Source organism: Bradyrhizobium sp. IC3123 (assembly GCF_020193625.1).
Classification (GTDB): Bacteria; Pseudomonadota; Alphaproteobacteria; order Rhizobiales; family Xanthobacteraceae; genus Bradyrhizobium; species Bradyrhizobium yuanmingense.
The window spans coordinates 1-17,809 of sequence record NZ_JADYVF010000001.1 but is presented as its reverse complement, the minus strand read 5'-3'; the positions used below and the strand labels follow the sequence as shown (position 1 = coordinate 17,809).

The 17,809-nt window shown below is 64.9% G+C and carries 17 protein-coding genes and 1 pseudogene; 8 read left to right on the top strand and 10 right to left on the bottom strand.

Annotation, left to right across the window (positions count from 1 at the left end; translation table 11 throughout):
* Window positions 1–6 precede the first annotated feature (6 nt).
* Both flgA and flgH read left to right on the top strand, forming a co-directional pair.
* Window positions 7–1,137, top strand: coding sequence for a flagellar basal body P-ring formation chaperone FlgA (gene flgA / locus I6F20_RS00090; RefSeq protein ID WP_225124693.1), 1,131 nt, complete (start codon window positions 7–9; stop codon window positions 1,135–1,137).
* A gap of 4 nt (window positions 1,138–1,141) precedes the next feature.
* A complete protein-coding gene (flgH, locus tag I6F20_RS00085; protein WP_109143183.1) occupies window positions 1,142–1,906 on the top strand; it encodes a flagellar basal body L-ring protein FlgH in 765 nt (254 codons plus the stop codon).
* A 134-nt stretch (window positions 1,907–2,040) separates the two neighbouring features.
* On the opposite strand, the gene I6F20_RS00080 is transcribed toward flgH, so the two are convergent.
* The 3 genes from I6F20_RS00080 to I6F20_RS00070 form a co-directional block, all read right to left on the bottom strand.
* On the bottom strand, window positions 2,041–3,207 hold the full coding sequence (locus I6F20_RS00080; protein ID WP_225124691.1) for a PcfJ domain-containing protein: 1,167 nt from the start codon (window positions 3,205–3,207) through the stop codon (window positions 2,041–2,043).
* 346 nt (window positions 3,208–3,553) lie between these two features.
* Window positions 3,554–4,333 (bottom strand): 2-keto-4-pentenoate hydratase, encoded by a 780-nt coding sequence (locus I6F20_RS00075; protein WP_225124689.1) that lies wholly within the window; start codon window positions 4,331–4,333, stop codon window positions 3,554–3,556.
* A gap of 82 nt (window positions 4,334–4,415) precedes the next feature.
* Window positions 4,416–5,444, bottom strand: coding sequence for an SDR family oxidoreductase (locus I6F20_RS00070; RefSeq protein WP_225124688.1), 1,029 nt, complete (start codon window positions 5,442–5,444; stop codon window positions 4,416–4,418).
* On the opposite strand from I6F20_RS00070, the pseudogene I6F20_RS00065 reads away from it, so the two are divergent.
* Window positions 5,401–5,732 (top strand): annotated as a pseudogene (locus tag I6F20_RS00065) (winged helix-turn-helix transcriptional regulator). The gene I6F20_RS00070 and the pseudogene I6F20_RS00065 sit on opposite strands and share 44 nt — an antisense overlap.
* A gap of 282 nt (window positions 5,733–6,014) precedes the next feature.
* On the opposite strand, the gene dksA reads toward I6F20_RS00065, so the two are convergent.
* Together dksA and I6F20_RS00055 are read right to left on the bottom strand one after the other, a co-directional pair.
* Complete coding sequence (dksA, locus tag I6F20_RS00060) at window positions 6,015–6,380, bottom strand: RNA polymerase-binding protein DksA (protein ID WP_085966600.1); 366 nt, start codon at window positions 6,378–6,380, stop codon at window positions 6,015–6,017.
* A gap of 217 nt (window positions 6,381–6,597) precedes the next feature.
* A complete protein-coding gene (locus tag I6F20_RS00055) occupies window positions 6,598–7,209 on the bottom strand; it encodes an NAD(P)-dependent oxidoreductase (protein ID WP_036013109.1) in 612 nt (203 codons plus the stop codon).
* Window positions 7,210–7,372: 163 nt separating this feature from the next.
* Between I6F20_RS00055 and I6F20_RS00050 the strand changes: the two genes are divergently transcribed.
* The gene (locus I6F20_RS00050; RefSeq protein ID WP_025037390.1) at window positions 7,373–7,744 is read left to right on the top strand and encodes a winged helix-turn-helix transcriptional regulator; all 372 of its coding nucleotides are present in this window, start codon (window positions 7,373–7,375) and stop codon (window positions 7,742–7,744) included.
* A 12-nt stretch (window positions 7,745–7,756) separates the two neighbouring features.
* Here I6F20_RS00050 and I6F20_RS00045 read toward each other — a convergent pair whose 3' ends face one another.
* Window positions 7,757–8,170 (bottom strand): flagellar assembly protein FliX, encoded by a 414-nt coding sequence (locus I6F20_RS00045; protein ID WP_036013111.1) that lies wholly within the window; start codon window positions 8,168–8,170, stop codon window positions 7,757–7,759.
* A 283-nt stretch (window positions 8,171–8,453) separates the two neighbouring features.
* Between I6F20_RS00045 and I6F20_RS00040 the strand changes: the two genes are divergently transcribed.
* The 4 genes from I6F20_RS00040 to I6F20_RS00025 all read left to right on the top strand — a co-directional run bounded on the left by I6F20_RS00040 (window position 8,454) and on the right by I6F20_RS00025 (window position 10,973).
* Window positions 8,454–9,578 carry a flagellar basal body P-ring protein FlgI gene (locus tag I6F20_RS00040; protein ID WP_036013113.1) on the top strand — a complete coding sequence of 375 codons (1,125 nt, stop codon included), beginning with the start codon at window positions 8,454–8,456 and terminating at the stop codon, window positions 9,576–9,578.
* On the top strand, window positions 9,578–9,946 hold the full coding sequence (gene flgJ, locus I6F20_RS00035) for a flagellar assembly peptidoglycan hydrolase FlgJ (protein WP_225124687.1): 369 nt from the start codon (window positions 9,578–9,580) through the stop codon (window positions 9,944–9,946). Before I6F20_RS00040 ends, flgJ begins: the two co-directional genes overlap by 1 nt.
* An 11-nt stretch (window positions 9,947–9,957) precedes the next feature.
* Window positions 9,958–10,455, top strand: a complete 498-nt coding sequence (locus tag I6F20_RS00030) for a hypothetical protein (RefSeq protein ID WP_036013118.1) — start codon at window positions 9,958–9,960, stop codon at window positions 10,453–10,455.
* Between the two features lie 158 nt (window positions 10,456–10,613).
* Window positions 10,614–10,973 (top strand): hypothetical protein, encoded by a 360-nt coding sequence (locus tag I6F20_RS00025; RefSeq protein WP_036013119.1) that lies wholly within the window; start codon window positions 10,614–10,616, stop codon window positions 10,971–10,973.
* A gap of 157 nt (window positions 10,974–11,130) precedes the next feature.
* Here the strand turns inward: I6F20_RS00025 and flaF are convergent, their stop codons facing one another.
* The 4 genes from flaF to I6F20_RS00005 all read right to left on the bottom strand — a co-directional run.
* Complete coding sequence (gene flaF / locus I6F20_RS00020) at window positions 11,131–11,499, bottom strand: flagellar biosynthesis regulator FlaF (protein WP_018642830.1); 369 nt, start codon at window positions 11,497–11,499, stop codon at window positions 11,131–11,133.
* Window positions 11,500–11,793: 294 nt separating this feature from the next.
* Complete coding sequence (locus I6F20_RS00015) at window positions 11,794–14,085, bottom strand: DUF1522 domain-containing protein (protein ID WP_036013121.1); 2,292 nt, start codon at window positions 14,083–14,085, stop codon at window positions 11,794–11,796.
* A gap of 220 nt (window positions 14,086–14,305) precedes the next feature.
* Window positions 14,306–16,585 carry a DUF1522 domain-containing protein gene (locus tag I6F20_RS00010; protein WP_225124686.1) on the bottom strand — a complete coding sequence of 760 codons (2,280 nt, stop codon included), beginning with the start codon at window positions 16,583–16,585 and terminating at the stop codon, window positions 14,306–14,308.
* Between the two features lie 329 nt (window positions 16,586–16,914).
* Window positions 16,915–17,809: DUF1522 domain-containing protein (locus tag I6F20_RS00005; protein ID WP_275945360.1), on the bottom strand; the 895-nt coding region annotated here is incomplete at its 5' end.

The window sequence follows — 17,809 nt, the reverse complement described above, 5'->3', positions numbered from 1 at the left end:
ATGACCATGATCCGCGCCACCCTCGCCGCCATCTCCACCCTTCTCGCGCTGGCCTTGCCGGCAGCGGCCGCCGACGATTTCATCGCCGCGCCGACGCTGCGCGCAAGCGTCACGGTGACTTCGGACGTGGTGCGGATCGGCGATCTCATCGACAACGCCGGATCGGCCGCGCTGATCCCGGTCTACCGCTCGCCCGATCTCGGCACCACCGGCACGCTGACGACAGGCCAGGTGCTCTCGGTCCTGCGGGCCAAGCAGGTGATCGGCGTCATGACCGGGGACATCAAAGAGGTCCAGGTCACCCGCCTCGCCCGCACGCTCGCGAGCAAGGATATCGAAAACGCCGTCGCCGCGGCGCTCGAGCGCCGCTTCGGCCTCGGCGACGCCGCCAACATCACCATCACGTTCGACCGCAGCGTCGCCGAGATGCGGCTGGACGCCTCCAACAGCGGCGCGCTGCAGCCGGTCGCAACCCGCTATGATGCCCGCAGCACGCGTTTCGACATCGCCTTCGAGATCGCCAACGACGGCAACGCCGCGCCGACCAAGCTGCGCTTCACCGGCACCGCGATCGAGACGGTGGAGGTGGCCGTGCTGACCCGCGACATCGACCGCGCCGATCTCCTGAAATCCTCCGACCTGTCGTTGGAGCGCCGGCCGAAGGCCGAAGTCGCCGGCGAGCCTGCCTCGCGCGACCGCAGCATCGGCATGCAGCTGCGCCGAGCAATGCGCGCGGGCACGCCGATCCGCGCCGCCGACCTCGTCAAGCCCGACTTCGTGGTGCGCGACCAAGCCGTCACCATCATCTACCAGGTGCCGGGTCTCTATCTCACCACGCGCGGCAAGGCGAACGAGAGCGGTGCCGAGGGCGACACCGTCAGCGTGCTCAATCTGCACTCCAAGCGCACGCTGACCGGCATCGTGACCGGCCGCGGCCAAGTCACGGTGCAGGGCGCCAGCCAGTCCGCACCGATGGCACCGGCGGTCGAGCAGACCTCGTCGGTCAAGCGCGACCCCGTGCCGGCGGCCGCTGCCCTGGCGCAGAGCCTGGTCCAGGCACCCGCGTCCGCAGCCGAGATCGCCCAAGCCCAGATTCCGCAAGTTCGCCTCTCGCAAGCTCCAGCCAAGTCAGAGTAGATTCATGTCCACGTTCAGTTCGGCCTCCCGCCTTCGTCGCATCGCGATCTCTGCCCTGCTGCTGGCGACTTGCGCCTTGGCGAGCGGCTGCTCCTCGATCGACCGCCTGTCGCAGATCGGCGAGCAGCCGAAGCTGTCGGCGATCGACAATCCGACGACGCAGCCCGGCTACAAGCCGGTGCAGATGCCGATGCCCAAGCCCGAGGTTGCCTCCTACAATCCGAACTCGCTGTGGCGCAACGGCAGCCGCGCCTTCTTCAAGGACCAGCGCGCCCGCCAGGTTGGCGATCTCCTGACCGTGACCGTGAACATCACCGACAAGGCCAACATCGAGAACGACACCTCGCGCAGCCGCTCCAACAAGGAAGATTCGGGAATCACCAACTTCATTGGCGCCCAAACCATCACCCAGGCCAACAAGATCCTGCCGGGCCGCGTCCTGACCGCCGACTCGACCTCGTCGAGCGAGGGCAAGGGCAGCGTTGACCGCAAGGAAGCCCTGCAGACCAACGTCGCCGCAGTGGTGACCCAGGTGCTGCCGAACGGCAACCTGGTCGTCGAAGGCAAGCAGGAGATCCGCGTCAACTTCGAAATTCGCGAGCTGATCGTCGCCGGCATCGTCCGCCCCGAGGACATCCAGAGCGACAACACCATCGACTCCACCAAGATCGCCCAGGCCCGCATCGCCTATGGCGGCCGCGGCCAGATCACTGACGTGCAGCAGCCGCGCTACGGCCAGCAAGTCATGGACGTGCTGCTGCCCTTCTAAGCCCCTTCAAGAGCTCCCACATCGTGCTCGCGAACTAAAGGCGCGAACGACGATGTACTACGCGGCCCTCGCTAGCTCCCCTGGCGAGGGCCGCATGTATTTTGCCTGCGCCGCCAAAGCGGCGCAGGCTTCTCTCACAGCAGCATGATCCCGCGTGCTTGCGCCCATCGCTGGAGGATCTTGCACTCCTCGGCAAACGGCGGACGGTTCGCAAACCCACGAACCTGAACCGCCCTGGAACGGGTATCAAGCTCGATGGTCAGCAGCCGCTGGACGTCACCCGAGGCACGGCGACGGAGCGACCAGATCGAGGCATGCCCGGCAATGCACTTTGTCGCGTAAGTGGCGACGCAGTGACGCATGCCCCGCGTCTCAGCCACGAGATCGGCTGCGGTCCGCAACTGGACCACGACATATTCTTCGCGCTTGGCGCGGTCCTTGGACGACTTGGTCCATGACCAGTCCGCGATCGCTGCACCGGGCCAACGGTCCTCGCTCTGCTCGGGGCCTGCTGCCAGCCCCCCCGCACGGTTTCGCGCCGCCTCGGCGCGACGGCGTGCGGCCTCGATACGAGCAATCGCATCGAGATCGCGATGCCATTCGCGCATCTGCCGCCCAAGCGAGACCAGTGAACGCCCCTTGAGGGTGTACTCTGGATCACGCCGGTGGCAATCGGCGAGGTGGTCATGGAAGTCATCCATGTCCTCGACCGTGGTGGGTTGCGCGCAGAAGAAGCGCACCACCTCGCGCCAGAAGCGATGCTGAGCGCGCTGCGTCTGCGTGATCCTGGTGCGCGCGATCCGCATCGCAACAGCGGGATCGGTCGCATAGGAACGCGCAATCGCCTGCCAGATCGCAGCCTCGAAGCCGACCTTCCCCAACGGATTGAGGAAGGCATGGACCTCCTTGCGAGACAGCCATTCGGCCGCACCGGCGGCGTAGAGCGAACCGCCGCCGGCCGCCACGACATACCATCGCTTGCGCAACATGATCTCGTCGCGGCTCAGTCCCGCGCTGTCGATCCAGATCTGCTCCAGATGCTCAGCGACAGGATAGCGCGCAAAGAGATAGCGGGCGGCGCCAAGACGAAGACGCGCGGCGTCGCGAGTTTTCAGCTGCGGCTTCCATGCCGAAGCATCGCGAAGGATGTCCGCCTCGAAGCCACGCCTGGCCTCTTTGATTGCGTTCTCGAAATCCGGTGGAGGACGCGTCGGCTGCGACACGTGCCGCAGCGACAGCTCGTAGGCTTCAACCCGCGTGCGCTCGGCCTCCCGCCGGCGCTGAATCAATGACTGTGCCATTGTCGTTCAACATGATTGGATGACTGTCAGCCGGACGCACTGAGAGCGTCGGCACGGAATGTGTCGATCGCCACAAAGTACTCACGGCTGGTCTCCTCATTTTTGAACGCGCAGGTTGAATCGGACGGGGCTCATAGACCCGATTGCCGGCGGGCGCAAGATGCCTTTGTCGGGATGTGTCAGAAACTGCGTACTGCGAGGCAGGTCCGCGACATTATTGCAACGCCGCGACAACACACTCCGTCATTGCGAGCGCAGCGACTTTGTCCGCCGAAGCCTTGGCGAAGGCGCGACGTACGGATTCCCCGCCTTCGCGGGGAATGACTGCGGAGAGGACCAATGCCGCTCACGTAAACTCCGCCTCCACCACGCCGAGCCCGTCCAGCTCCATCCGCACCTTGTCGCCGGCCTTCAGCCACAGCGTCTTCACCAGGCTGCCGGTGAGCACGAGCTGCCCGGCGTGCAGCCCCTTGCCTTCGGCGGCGAGATGGTTGGCGAGCCAGGCGAGCGCGTTGTGGGGATGGCCGAGCACGTCGGCGCCGGTGCCGTGGCTGACCTCCTCGCCGTTGACGATGGCGCGGCCTTTGACCGCCTTGAGGTCCGGCACCAACGAGCGCGGGACCGAGGGACCCAGCACGCAGCCGGCGGCGAAGAAATCGTCGGCGATCAAGGTCGGCGCGCCCATCGTCTCCCATTTCACGTAGCGGTCGTCGACGATCTCGATGGCGGGATGATAGGACTCGACCGCCTCGCCGACCCATTCGGCCGTGAAGGGCGCTTCGCCGGCGGCAAGGTCCCGCTTCAGCCGCACCGCGATCTCGCATTCGACGCCGACGCGAACATAATTGGAGGCGGCGAGCTTGGCGCCGCTGTCATGGATGCCCTTCTGGAACACGCCGCCGCCGCAAGGGTGCGGGATGCCGATATAGTCCTGCATCACCTGGCTGGTGCAGCCGATCTTGTAGCCGACGAGCGGGCCGACATGCGGCAGCAGCAGATCGTGCAGGGTGCGCTGGACCTGATAGCCCTCGGCTTCGTCCGCAGGGGGCCGCTCCAGCGCCGCAAGCGGGGCGTGGTTGCGGCGCGCCAGCGCGATCGCCTTTGCGGCTTCGAGAATCTTGTCCATCGGCGCCGCCTCCCACGCTACGCAGTCCAAGGCGGCACTTCAGCATCCCCGCCCCGGCCTGACAAGCGCGGCTGGCGTGCCCTCACCCCTTCACGAGGCCGAGCCGGATCAGGCTCTCGGCGGTCGCAAGGATCGCCTCCTCATTGGAGCGCGCCTGCCAGCCGAGCAGCGACTTGGCCTTGGCGCTGGTGGAATGCCTGACCTTTCCGAGCATCGGCACGACCGCACGCAGCAGCGGAATCCGGCGGGCGGCCAGCCGCACCAGCCAGTCCGGCGCCTGGAGCCGCGGAACCCGGCGCGCCCGGGGCCCGAGTTCCCGCCGCAGCACGCGGGCGATGTCGAGGATCGACATCGTCTCGCCGGAGACCGCGATGAAACGCTCGCCCTTCGCCTCCGGAGCAATCATCGCCCGCAGATGCAGCTCGGCGACGTCGCGGACGTCGACCACGCCGAAATAGACCCGCGGCACCGCCGGCATGGCACCGTCGAGCAGAGATCTGACGATCTCGATCGAGCCGGAAAAGTCCGGCCCCAGCACCGGCCCGAAAATACCGGCAGGGTTGATCACCGACAGCTCCAGCCCATTCCCCTCGCCCGCGACGAAATCCCAAGCCGCCCGCTCGGCCAGCGTCTTGGACTTGACGTAGGGTTGGCCGTCGACACCGGCGAGATTGGTCCATTCGGTCTCATCGAACGGCTTGTCGCGCGGCGGATGGCCATAGCCGATCGCGCCCAGCGACGAGGTGATGACGACTCTCTTGACACCGGCCGCGCGCGCGGCCCGGAGCACCCGGATCGTTCCGTCGCGGGCGGGGATGATCATCTCGTTCTCGTCCGTCGGGACGGTGGTCGAGAGCGGGGACGCCACGTGGAGAACGTAGTCGCAGCCCGCGACCGCCGCCTCCCAGCCGTCGTCCCGGGTCAGATCGGCGGTGACGAAGGCCACGCTCTCGGGCGTCGCCGCCCCGCCCTCGCGCAGCATGGCGAGCACATCGGCTTGGCGCTCCGGCCGTCGCACCGTCGTCCGCACGGCATGGCCGGCGGCCAGAAGTTGCAGGACGACATGGATGCCGACGAAGCCCGACCCGCCGGTGACCAGAACAGTGCTCATGACCCGCATTCCCCTCAAACTGGAGATCCTGTTTGCGCTGATGAACGGCGCGGTTCGTTTCGGCGCCTTGCGTCGATCGGCGGCATCACCCAGCACATGCTGACCACGCAGCTGCGCGAGCTCGAGCAGGACGGCCTCGTGTCGCGCACTGTCTTCGCGGAAAAGCCGTTGAGGGTCGAGTACGAGCTGACCGATGCGGCCCACGGCCTGTTGTTGGCGTTTAAGGAAATATTGAGCTGGTCCAGGCTTTATGGGAATGCCCGTCTCGAGACGTCGCAGCAGGCCTGATTGCAGCGATGCTTGATGCAGCTGGATCAGCGTCTCAACTTCAGAGTCGATCTCGTTGATGCGACTCGCAAAATCTCCCGCACCTGAAGTGAAGGCTGTTTCTCATCCGAACTCACGTGAGCTCGGAGCAATCCGGTCTAGCCCGTTGATCGCGATTCACTTTTCGCGATCGCGCTGTCGCCATGGTGGGCGCGACGGCAAGCTATGGGCAATATGCGGAGCATGGCGCGAAATGGCGCCCTGCGTCCAAAAACAAAGAGCCGCATCTCTGCGGCTCGGACCTTATTCGTCGCGATAGACCTTCTCGCGTTTCTCGTGGCGCTCCTGCGCTTCCACCGAGAGCGTCGCGATGGGCCGGGCCTCGAGCCGCTTCAACGAGATCGGCTCGCCGGTTTCCTCGCAATAGCCGTAGGTGTTGTCCTCGATACGCTGGAGCGCGGCATCGATCTTGGCGATCAATTTGCGCTGGCGGTCGCGGGCGCGGAGTTCGATGGCACGGTCGGTTTCGGACGAGGCCCGATCGGCGAGATCGGGGTGGTTCACGTTCTCCTCCTGCAGAGCCTGCAGGGTGAGCTTGGATTCTTTGAGGATCTCATCCTTCCAGGCGAGGAGCTTCAAACGGAAGTACTCCTTCTGCCGGTCGTTCATGAAAGGCTCTTTGTCGGTCGGTCGGTAGTTTTTCAACTTTTCCAAGGGAGGCCTATCTTCTTAAGCAACGACTCGCGGACGGACCGGGGTCCGTTGAGCCGGGCCTTATATAGTGGCCTCCCGTGACAGACAATATTTCCCTCACCGCCCGGTCCGCGCCCCCAAGCCCTTGCACAGGAAGGTTTATCCTTGAGGGCTTGGAGGCGGCTGGCCGCCCTTAATAGCCGACCGTGAAGCGCTGCTTCAGGTGGGCCGGCTTTTCGATCTCGTCGGCGAGCGCAATGGCGTAGTCGGCGAAGGTGATCCAGCTCTTGCCGTTCGCATCTGCGAGAAGCTGGTCGGTCCCGAGCCGGAACTTGCCGGTGCGCTCCCCCTCCTCGAACAGCGCCGAGGGCGAGATGAAGGTCCAGTTCAGGTCCTTTTCCTGCCGCAGCAGGTCCAGGAAGGCCGAGCCCGCCTCCGCTTCGGCCTTGTATTGGGCCGGAAAATTGGGAGTCGTGACCAGCTTCACGCCCGGGGCAACCTCGAGGCTCCCGGCGCCGCCCACCACGAGGTAGCGACCGACCTTGGAGTCCTTCGCCGCACCGATCAGCTTGAGCGGATCACTGGCCAGGAAGTGCACGGAACTCACGGCGACGTCGTGACCGGCCCACAGCTTGGCGAGGCCCGCCTGGTCGAGCACATCCCCCTTGGTTGGCGTGACGTTCGGCAGGGCCGCAATCTTTTCCGGGTTCCGGGCGATGGCCGTGACCGTGTGGCCGCGGCGGGACAGTTCCCTGGTGATCTCCGACCCCGCCCGGCCCGAGGCGCCGGCGACTGCGATTTTCATGGAAGGCTCCTTTGCTTCTATGGTAACTGACAGAGACTAGATATCGTAAAGAATGCTGGTGTTAAGAGAGCACTTTGTGCTTACCTGATTACGCTGAGGTAACTGATCGCGTACAACCGGCACGCGGATGCCAAGCAACGGTATGGATTTCCGAGAACCGACGATGAAACCCGACGTCTACGCAGCGAACTGCCCCACCCGCCAAATCCTCGATCGCGTCGGCGACAAATGGGCGGTGCTGATCCTCTTGCTCCTGCGCGAGGAGCCGATGCGCTTCAATCAATTGCGCCGCACGATTGAAGGCATCTCGCAGAAGATGCTGAGCCAGGTGCTCAAGTCGCTCGAACGCGACGGCCTGATCAGGCGCCGCGCCATCGCGACCGTGCCAGTGACGGTGGAATATTCGATCACCCAGCTCGGCCTGACACTGGCGGCGGCTGTGGATCCCTTACGCGATTGGGCCGAGCAAAATCTGAAAGACGTGCTCGCCGCCCAGCGCCGCTATGATGCGCAGTTGAAGGAGGAAGCGGCGTAAGAGCCTCCGTGACTACGCCTGCCCGGCCTTCGCCAGTTCGACCTCGACCCGCAGCTCGATCTCGGAGAGCACCGCATCGAGACCGGCATCGCCTGAGGACGATTTCAGGTGGGCCGCCGCATCACGCAGCCGCATCACGGTCGAGACGTCGAGATTGCCGGACAACAGGCCCATCTTGACATCGTCGAGCACGTCGAGCGCAGTCCTGCCGCGGGCGACCGAGCGCTTGCGGCGCTCGACCGGATCCTCCTCGACACCCTGCAACGCTAGCAGCGCATCGATGTTGGCGGCCGCCTTCGGTGCGGCAGCGCTCCGCGTCTCCTGCGCAGATGAGGTGTCGGGCAGCACGAAACTGCCGGAGCCCGTCCGCTTGGCCTGGCTGGCCGGCGTGCCAAGCGTCGTACCGTTCGGTCCGTAGATGCGCATCGGAAAGAATCCGGGTGATCGATGCCTCACCTTCGCTGTCTTATGGTTAACGGCGCGTAAACGGCCCGGCAAAATCTGCCGACAGGCGGCAGTTTCGCTCCCCAGGGCGAACGAGTGCTGACAACGGACGCAACAGATTTATTCAAGCTATTCAGCCACCTAGCTCGCCACCAGGCGTTGGCACAGCGCTCGCAAGGAAAGCGCCGGACCAGCTCGTCATGGGAGTGTCGTGCAAGTCCTGTCCGATTTGAGGAGCCTTTTCTAGGGGCCTTGGGGAGCAGAGATGCCAGGCGTTCGTTGGGTGAGGATTGTTGGGTTGGCCTGCGCCGCGCTGTCGGCGCTGGCGCTGTCGGTCACCACGGCGGCGGCGACCTCGCGCATCAAGGACCTCGCCAATATCGAGGGCGTGCGGCAGAACCAGCTCATCGGTTATGGCCTCGTCGTCGGCCTCAACGGCACCGGCGACACGCTCAACAACATCCCCTTCACCAAGCAGTCGCTGCAGGCGATGCTCGAGCGCATGGGCGTCAATATCCGCGGCGCCACCATCCGCACCGGCAACGTCGCCGCCGTCATGGTCACGGGCAACCTGCCGGCCTTCGCCACTCAGGGCACGCGCATGGACGTCACGGTGTCCGCGCTCGGCGACGCCAAGAACCTCCAGGGCGGCACCCTGCTGGTCACCCCCCTGCTCGGCGCCGACGGCAACGTCTATGCGGTGGCGCAGGGCTCGCTCGCGATCTCCGGCTTCCAGGCCGAGGGCGAGGCCGCCAAGATCGTGCGCGGCGTGCCAACGGTGGGACGCATCGCCAACGGCGCCATCATCGAGCGCGAGATCGAGTTCGCGCTCAACCGGCTGCCGAACGTCCGCCTGGCGCTGCGCAACCCCGACTTCACGACGGCCAAGCGCATCGCGGCCGCAATCAACGACTATCTCGGCGTCAAGACCGCCGAGCCGATCGATCCCTCGACGGTGCAGCTGTCGATCCCGCCCGAGTTCAAGGGCAACGTCGTCGCTTTCCTCACCGAGATCGAGCAGCTCCAGGTCGACCCTGATCTCGCCGCCAAGATCGTCATCGACGAACGCAGCGGCATCATCGTGATGGGCCGCGACGTCCGCGTCGCCACCGTCGCGGTGGCGCAGGGCAACCTCACGGTCACCATCTCCGAGAGCCCGCAAGTGAGCCAGCCCAATCCGCTGTCACGCGGCCGCACCGTGGTCGCGCCGCGCAGCAGCGTCACCGTCACCGAGGACGGCAAGAAACTGGCGCTCGTCAAGGACGGCGTCTCGCTCCAGCAGCTCGTCGACGGCCTCAACGGCCTCGGCATCGGCCCCCGCGACATGATCAGCATCCTCCAGGCGATCAAGGCCGCCGGCGCCATCGAAGCCGACATCGAGGTGATGTGATGCAGACCAGCGCGATCAACACCCCGCGCCTCGCCACCAGTTCGGCCTTCTCGGTCGAGAGCCGGAACGGCCGGCCGGACTTCGAGCTCGCCGCCGCGCTGCAAAGGGTCTCGCCGCAGCAACAGGCCAAGGCCCAGAAGACCGCCACCGACTTCGAGGCAATGTTCCTCAACAGCATGTTCGCGCAGATGACCTCGGGCCTGAAAGGCGAAGGCCCGTTCGGCGACACGCCCGGCACCGGCGTATGGCGCTCGATGCTGACCGAGCAATATTCCAAGAACTTCGCCCAGGCCGGCGGCGTCGGCATCGCCAGCGACGTCTACCGTACCCTCATCCTGCAGCAGGCGAAAACGATCCGCACGGCATAAGGTCAAACGAGATGAACCATTTCAACGCCTCACGTCAGCCGATGCAGGCCCAGCGCCCGGGCAGCGCGCCCGTCAGCAGCGAGGCGCGCAAGCTCGCCGAAGGCCTAATGGACGCGATGAGCGCCCTGCTCGGATTGATCGAGCGCGAGACAGAGCTCGTCCGCGCCGGCAAGGTCCGCGAGGCGATGACGCTCGAGGGCAAGAAGCAGGAATTGTCGCGCAGCTACGTCAGCGCAGTCGGCCAGCTGAAGGCAAACCAGGACCAGCTCGCGAAGTCCGCGCCGGAGCTGCTCTCGACGTTGCATCGCCATCACGATGCGTTCCGCGCGATGCTCCAGGTCAATCTCACCGTGCTCGCGACCGCGCACGCGGTTTCCGAAAGCGTCGTGCGCGGCGTCAACGCCGAGATCCAGAAGCGCAACGTGCCGAACACCTATACGGCCGCCGGGCGCAGCGCAGCGCCAGGTCCGCGCCATATCACGCCGCTTGCGGTCAGCCGCTCGCTCTGAGCAGCACGAGAACAACCGACAATTTTAAGAAAAACCGCGCGGCGATGGCGTCGCGCGGTTAGGCACGTTTCCTTACCGGGTGTTCAGTCCTGGTGTTCCATGCTTGCGTGATTAGAGGGGTTGGGATTTGACTCACGTAAGGCAACCAGGAGGCTGCCATGAGTACAGATTTCAGCATCAGGCCGGTGGGGATCCCGGCCCCCGTGCAGATCGTACCGACGTCGAATTCGGCGGCGAACGATGCTGTGCAAACTGATCTTCCGGTGAGGCAAACGGTCGCCGCGAGCGATACGAGCGCGCCGGTGCGCAATGATTTGCCGAACCACGAGAACATCTCGCGCCAGGTCGTGTTCGACCAGGCGGCCGCGTCCTTCGTCTTTCAGGTCGTCAACGACAAGACCGACACGGTGGTGAACCAGTTCCCTGACGAGGCGATGCTCCGCCGGCGTGCCTATTTCCACGCACTGGACATGAAGTCCGAGCCCTCGCGTCCGCTCAGCACGGATCTCAGCGCCTAACGATCACGCGATCGATGCCGATGTTTCTGCTCTGCGTCTGGCCGTCATCGGTCAGCGCGGAGTTCGCGTGCCGAGGCAAGACCACTGGCCGCGATCAGCTCCTGCCTAAATTGCGAGTTTCGCCGATGTGCTCGTGATGCGACCATCACGAATTCCGTCACGGCCGTCCGGACAGCCCTGCCGCGATATTGCGGTTGATCTCGATCAGCGGACGGAAGTGATCGAACTGCGGGCTCATCTGCAGCGCGGCGGTCTGGCTCAACACGAACACGCTGATGTTGGCGATCTTCTGCCGGACGTCGATCGGCTGCGGATTGCTGTCGCGCATCGCCTCGCTCAGGAAGATGGTCCAGAGCTTGCGGTTGAACATCAGGGCCTGCATGGTCTGCTCGCTGAGCGGATCGGCGTTGTTCACCGCGTCCTGGAGCTTGTTGGCGGCCTTGAGCAGAGTCTGCGCCTCGATGTCGCGAGGAGATGCGGTGGTGGTTGCAACACGCGCATAAGCCGAGGCAGCGGAATTCGACATCAATCACACCCTGGAGGTTACCTAGCGCGTTGTACGCGCTTAAGGATTTCTTTCCCAACCCTAGGCAGCACCGCTTAAGATTTGCTTACGTATCGTGCTTGGAAGTACTCCGCAGAATTACGGGGCACGGAGTCCTTCGTCAGCGCAACGCTAGATCTACGCACGCACGATGTAAACTCGCCTGGCGTGATCCGCGTCGATCTCGGCTAATCTCGACTTAGCGATCTTCCTCAAAAGAACGGCGGAGCATCAGCTCCGCCGCGTAATCTCGAATAGCGAAGTTGCGCTGCGGAATTAGCGGAGCAGCTGCAGCACGCTCTGTTGCGACTGGTTGGCCAGCGACAGCGCGGAGACCGCGATCGACTGGCGCGTCGACAGCGCCTGGCTGTTCGCCGCTTCCTCGTTGGTGTCGGCGAGCGTCAGGTTGGCTGAGCCGGTCTGCAGCACGTTGATCAGGTTCTTGGAGAAGTCCTGACGCACCTGCACGATCGACAGGTTCGAACCGAGCGTGGAGCCTTGCGAACGCAACGTGCTCGAGGCCGCGTTCAGGCTGGCCAGCACCCTGTTGGTGGCACCGTTGTCGATGAAATCGACGCCGTTGACGAGATTGCTGAGACCGAGGCCCGCCGCATTGAACACCACGCCGTTGATGCTCAGCGTGGAGCTGCCGGTCTCGTTGAAGACCAGCTTCAGCGTGTCGCCATTGAGCAGGTTGACGCCGTTGAAGGAGGAGTCCTGCGAGGTCGTGTCGATCTGGGCCAGAATGTTGTTGAACTGGTTGACCAGGTTGGAGCGCGCGGTCTGCGCCACGGGATCCTGGACCGGCGGCTGCGCGGTGGTGAAGGCGAGAACGCCGGTGATCGTGCCGCCGACCGCGCCGCCCGCGATCGTCGAGCCGAGCGTCGAAGAGGCGTATTCATTGACGGTGGTCACCGTGAGCACGCCGTTGGCATCGATCGTGGCCGTCAGGTGATTGGCCTGAAGCTGCGCGTTGAGTTGGTCAAGCGTCTTGACGGTGCCGTTGGTGCCGTCGCCGAAGGTGACGTTGACAGGCGTGCCGCCGTTGAAGGAGGTGAAGGTCAGGGTCTTGCCGCTGATGCCGCCGACGCCCGAAGTGCGCGCCGCGGTAAAGGCCGTCGCCGTTCCCGTGTTGCCGCTGAGGCCGAAGGCGCTGAGCGCATTGCCGGTGCCGGTGATCGACAGGTCGGCATTGATGCCGGTCGAGAGCGCAAGCTGACCGCTGCTGTTGACCGACGACGGGATCTGGCCCGCGGTGGTCGAGATGGTTGCCGCGCCGTTGAAGATGCTGGCGGTCTTGACGCCGGTGGCGAGGTCGACCGCGTTAAGCAGATCGGTCAGCGTCGCGCTCTGGATGTAGACCGTCGAGTTACCGTTGCCGTCTGTGACGACGTTGCCGCTGACGCCATAGCCGGTGGCCACGCTCGCTGTCGATTGCGGCGTCTGCGCGTTCTTGAAGGTGATGGTCTTGCCGCCGATGTTCAGCGTCGAGCCGTCCTGGACCAGGGTGCCGAGCGAACCCGCGGTCGTCGAGCGGTTCGCGGTCACGTTCGCGTTGCCCGCGCCGGTCGCGGACGTCAGGCCGAGTGCTTTGAGGAAGTCGGCCTTGCCCGTCACGCTCAGATCGGCGCCGGTCGAGCTCTTCAACGTAACCGCGCCCGCCGTGATGGAGGATGCGACCTGAAGCGTGCCGACGGGACCCGCCGCACCGCTGACGGCGACGGTCGCCGCGCCTGCGCTGATGGTTGCGGTCTTGACGCCGCTGGCGAGGTCGATGGCGGTGAGGACGTCGTTGACGGTCGCTAGGGGCGCCGCCGCCGTTCCCTGATAAATGATCGAATTGCCGTTGCCATCGGTGGCGATGTGCCCGCTGGCGTCGAGGCCCCAGCCGGTCGGCTGGGCGCTCGGAGCAACGCCGGTGCGGAAGGTGATGGTCTTGCCGTTCACCGTGATGGTGTCGCCGTCCGCGGGCGGCGTGCCGAAGGTGGTCGATGCCGTGGTGCCGACCAGCGTCGCCGTGCCGGACAGCGCGGTGGTGCCGTCGGCCGCGAGCGCGGCCGTACCTGTGAAGGTGCCGGCGCTCGAACCGAGCGAGGCGCCGAGTGCGGCAGTTCCCGTGACCGGGGTCACGCCGCCGGCCGCGCCGGTATAGAGCACGTTGCTCTTCGCGGTCGCACTCGCATAGGAGGTCGTGCCGCGCAGGTCGGCCGGGGTCGCGCCGGGAATCGTGGTGGAGACGTTCGACTTGGTTGAATAGCCGACCGTGGTCTGCAGCGCCTGGTTGGCGATCGACTTGGCGCTGTCGATCAGTTTCTGCAGCGAGGTGATGCCTGTGTTGGCGGCCTGCAACACCTGGACGCCGTTATTGATGCCGTCGAGCAGGTTGCTGATGTCGCTCGCCCGGTTGTCCAGCCCCTGGGCCGTGAAGAAGTTGGTGGGATTGTCGAGCGCCGTGTTGACCTTCTTGCCGGTCGACAGCCGCTCCTGCGTCGTGGCCAGCAAGTCGGCCGTCGACTGCAGCGACAACAGGTTCTGGCGAACTGACGCCGAGAGAACGATGTTGGACATTGGCGAGTCTTCCTCTTGAACCGGATACGAATCGGCCGCGCGGACTGGAAAGCCGGCCTTTTGTCCAGTTTTAGGAGGTGTCCTTTAAAGTATGGTTAACGGCGGTTTAAGGGATAGGGTTAACCGCCGATGAACGCCCCTTCCCGCCCCCGGACGCAAAGAAAAAGCGGCGGAGCCAAGGCCCCGCCGCTCGATTTTAGTCAGTGATTTCAGCCGCTTGTTAGCGGAGCAGCTGCAGCACGCTCTGCTGCGACGTGTTGGCCAGCGACAGCGCCGAGACCGCGATCGACTGCCGGGTCGACAGTGCCTGGCTGTTGGCTGCCTCGACGTTGGTGTCGGCCAGGGTGAGGTTGGACGAGCCGGTCTGCAGCACGTTGATCAGGTTCTTGTTGAAGTCCTGACGGATCTGCACCACCGAGAGGTTCGAGCCGAGGCTCGAGGCCTGCGAGCGGAGCGTGCTCGAGGCGGCGTTGAGGTTGGTCAGCACCCGGTTGGCGGCGGCGTTGTCGATGAAGTCGACGCCGACCGTCAGCGAGGCGAGGCCGAGACCCTTGGAATTGTAGGTCACGCCCGTGATGTTCAGGCTCGACTTGGCGGTCTCGTCGAACACCAGCTTGAGCTGGTCGCCGTTCAAGAGGTTGACGCCGTTGAACGAGGAGTCCTGCGCGGTGGTGTCGATCTGGTTGAGGATATTGTTGAACTGAGTCACCAGATTGGCACGCGCCGTCTGGGCAACGCCATCCTGGACAGGCGTGGAAGCGGTCGAGAAGGTCAGGGCCGAGGTGAGCGTGCCGCCGATCGCACCGCCGGCAGCCGTCGAGCCGAGCGTCGAGGACGCATAGTCGTTGGAGGCGGTGATGGTCAGCAGGCCGTTGGCGTCGATCGTTGCGGACAGGTTGTTGGCCTGCAGCTTGGTGTTGAGTTGATCGAGCGTCTTGATCGTGCCGTTGGTGCCGTCGCCGAAGGTGACGTTGACCGCCGTGCCGCCGTTGAAGGAGGTGAAGGTCAGGGTCTTGCCGGCGATGCCGCCGATACCGGAGGTGCGTGCCGCGGTGAACGCGGTCGCATTACCGGTGTTGCCGGCGAGGCCGAACACGTTCAGCGCATTGCCGGTGCCGGTGATCGACAGATCAGCGTTGACGCCGGTCGAGATCTTGAGCTGACCGGACGTATTGATCGTCGAGTTGGACTGGCCGGTGGCCGTCGCAAGCGTGGCAACGCCGGCGGCGCTGATGGTCGCGGTCTGCACGCCGGTGGCGAGGTCGATCGCCTTCAGCACGTCGTTGACCGTACCGGCCTGCAGATAGACGGTCGAGTTGCCGTTGCCGTCGGTGACGACGTTGCCGTTGACACCGAAGCCGCTCGGAACGCTGGGAGCACCGGTCGAGCCCGGAACCGGCGCGTTCTTGAAGGTGATGACGTGACCGTTGACGTTCAGCGTCGAACCGTCGGTGATCGTCGCACCCAGCGAGGCCGCGCTCGTGGTCCGGTTGACGTTGACAGTGGCGTTGCCTGCACCTGTCGACGTCGTCAGGGCGAGAGCCTTGAGCAGGTCGGCCTTGCCGGTGACGCTCAGATCCGCGCCTGTCGAGCTCCTCAGCGTGACGGCGCCCGCAGCGACGGTCGAAGCGGTCTGGCCGTTGCTCGTGGCGATCGTCGCCGCACCCGAGGTGATCGAGACCGTCTTGACGCCGCTGGCGAGATCGATCGCGCTCAACAGGTCGTTGACGGTCGCGGCCGGAGTGCCGGCGGTGCCGAGATAGACGGTGCTGTTGCCGTTGCCGTCGGTGACGATGTTGCCGCTGACGCCCGAGCCGGCCGGAACGGAGGACGCGCCCGGAGCCGAGCCGCTGCGGAAGGTGATGGTCTTGCCGTTCACGGTCAGCGTGTCGCCGTCGGCAGGCTGGGCGTTGCCGGCGAGGCCGGTCGCGGTCGTGCCGTTGGTGGCGATCAGGGTCATGGTGCCGCCCAGCGCCGTGGTGCCGTCACCGGCCGTTGCGCCCGTGCTGGCGAAGACGCCGATGGTGGCGCCGAGCGTGCTGGTGCCGTTCGCCGCCGTGGTGCCGCCGGCGGTGCCGTTATACAGCACGTTGCTGCTCGCCGTCGCGCTGGCGAACGAAGTCGTGCCGCGCAGGTCCGCCGCCGTCGCACCGGCGATCGTGGTCGAAACGTTCGACTTGGTGGAATAGCCGACCGTGGTCTGCAGCGCCTGGTTGGCAATCGACTTGGCGCTGTCGATCAACTTCTGCAGCGAGGTCAGGCCGGTGTTGGCAGCCTGCAGCACCTGCACGCCGTTGGCGATGCCGTCGAGCAGGTTGTTGATGTCGCTGGCGCGGTTGTCGAGCGACTGGGCCGTGAAGAAGTTGGTGGGATTGTCCAGGGCCGAGTTGACGCTCTTGCCGGTCGACAGACGGTTCTGTGTGGTGGCGAGAAGATCGGCGGTGGACTGGAGAGACAGGAGGTTCTGACGAACCGACGCAGAGAGAACAATACCGGACATGACTCTTACCCTTCTGGCTTACGCGTCTTCGTTCGATCGCTTCCGGATCGAGTGACGGGGCCAGCGTGCCGTGACATGGCTAACAAAGGGTGAAACGCATGAAGCCCGCATAAGCGCCGGTTCACCATAAGCGAGCGGACCGTGCGCGCACGGCGCGCAATCCATCTGAAATCATTGGCAATTCCTGGCGACTACGATCCATTAACCATAACCGCTGGTTACTTTTTCGAGCGGCGCCTGCTCTCTCGAAATCTCCGAACAGTGCGCAAAAAGAAAGCGGCGGGGCCGAAGCCCCGCCGCCGTAATCGTCTTGCGATGTCGTCCGCGACTTAGCGGAGCAGCTGCAGCACGCTCTGCTGCGACTGGTTGGCCAGCGACAGCGCGGAGACCGCGATCGACTGACGGGTCGACAGCGCCTGGCTGTTGGCCGCCTCAACATTGGTGTCGGCCAGGGTCAGGTTGGACGAGCCGGTCTGCAGCACGTTGATCAGGTTCTTGTTGAAGTCCTGACGGACCTGCACAATCGTCAGGTTCGAGCCGAGGCTCGAGGCCTGCGAGCGCAGCGTGCTCGAGGCGGCGTTGAGGTTGGTCAGCACCTTGTTGGTGGCAGCGTTATCGATGAAGTCGACACCGCTGGTCAGCGAGGCGAGGCCCAGACCCTTGGAATTGTAGGTCACGCCGGTGATGCTGAGGCTCGACTTTGCAGTCTCGTCGAACACCAGCTTGAGCTGGTCGCCGTTCAAGAGGTTGACGCCGTTGAACGAGGAGTCCTGCGCGGTCGAGTCGATCTGGTTCAGGATGTTGTTGAACTGAGACACCAGGTTCGCACGCGAGGTCTGGGCAACCGTATCCGCGACGGGGCTGGAAGCCGTCGAGAACGTCAGCGACGAGGTCAGCGTGCCGCCGATCGCACCACCCGCGGCGCTCGAACCGATGGTCGAGGACGCGTAGTCGTTGGTGGTCGAGATCGTCAGCAGCCCGTTGGCGTCGATCGTCGCCGACAGGTTGTTGGCCTGCAGCTTGGTGTTGAGCTGATCGAGCGTCTTGACCGTGCCGTTGGTGCCGTCGCCGAAGGTGACGTTGACCGCCGTGCCGCTGTTGAAGGAGGTGAAGGTCAAGGTCTTGCCGCTGATGCCGCCGATGCCGGAGGTGCGCGCCGCGGTGAAGGCGGTCGCCGTTCCGGTGTTGCCGGCAAGGCCGAGCGCGTTCAGCGCGTTGCCCGTG

Coding starts and splice junctions, on each gene's coding strand:
- I6F20_RS00070 (WP_225124688.1), bottom strand. CDS start 5,444: ATGAGCACTGTTCTGGTCACCGGCGGGTCGGGCTTCGTCGGCATCCAT.
- flgJ (WP_225124687.1), top strand. CDS start 9,578: ATGCAGACCAGCGCGATCAACACCCCGCGCCTCGCCACCAGTTCGGCC.
- I6F20_RS00075 (WP_225124689.1), bottom strand. CDS start 4,333: ATGGACAAGATTCTCGAAGCCGCAAAGGCGATCGCGCTGGCGCGCCGC.
- I6F20_RS00050 (WP_025037390.1), top strand. CDS start 7,373: ATGAAACCCGACGTCTACGCAGCGAACTGCCCCACCCGCCAAATCCTC.
- flgH (WP_109143183.1), top strand. CDS start 1,142: ATGTCCACGTTCAGTTCGGCCTCCCGCCTTCGTCGCATCGCGATCTCT.
- I6F20_RS00030 (WP_036013118.1), top strand. CDS start 9,958: ATGAACCATTTCAACGCCTCACGTCAGCCGATGCAGGCCCAGCGCCCG.
- I6F20_RS00010 (WP_225124686.1), bottom strand. CDS start 16,585: ATGTCCGGTATTGTTCTCTCTGCGTCGGTTCGTCAGAACCTCCTGTCT.
- I6F20_RS00015 (WP_036013121.1), bottom strand. CDS start 14,085: ATGTCCAACATCGTTCTCTCGGCGTCAGTTCGCCAGAACCTGTTGTCG.
- flgA (WP_225124693.1), top strand. CDS start 7: ATGATCCGCGCCACCCTCGCCGCCATCTCCACCCTTCTCGCGCTGGCC.
- I6F20_RS00080 (WP_225124691.1), bottom strand. CDS start 3,207: ATGGCACAGTCATTGATTCAGCGCCGGCGGGAGGCCGAGCGCACGCGG.
- I6F20_RS00025 (WP_036013119.1), top strand. CDS start 10,614: ATGAGTACAGATTTCAGCATCAGGCCGGTGGGGATCCCGGCCCCCGTG.
- dksA (WP_085966600.1), bottom strand. CDS start 6,380: ATGAACGACCGGCAGAAGGAGTACTTCCGTTTGAAGCTCCTCGCCTGG.
- I6F20_RS00055 (WP_036013109.1), bottom strand. CDS start 7,209: ATGAAAATCGCAGTCGCCGGCGCCTCGGGCCGGGCGGGGTCGGAGATC.
- flaF (WP_018642830.1), bottom strand. CDS start 11,499: ATGTCGAATTCCGCTGCCTCGGCTTATGCGCGTGTTGCAACCACCACC.
- I6F20_RS00040 (WP_036013113.1), top strand. CDS start 8,454: ATGCCAGGCGTTCGTTGGGTGAGGATTGTTGGGTTGGCCTGCGCCGCG.
- I6F20_RS00045 (WP_036013111.1), bottom strand. CDS start 8,170: ATGCGCATCTACGGACCGAACGGTACGACGCTTGGCACGCCGGCCAGC.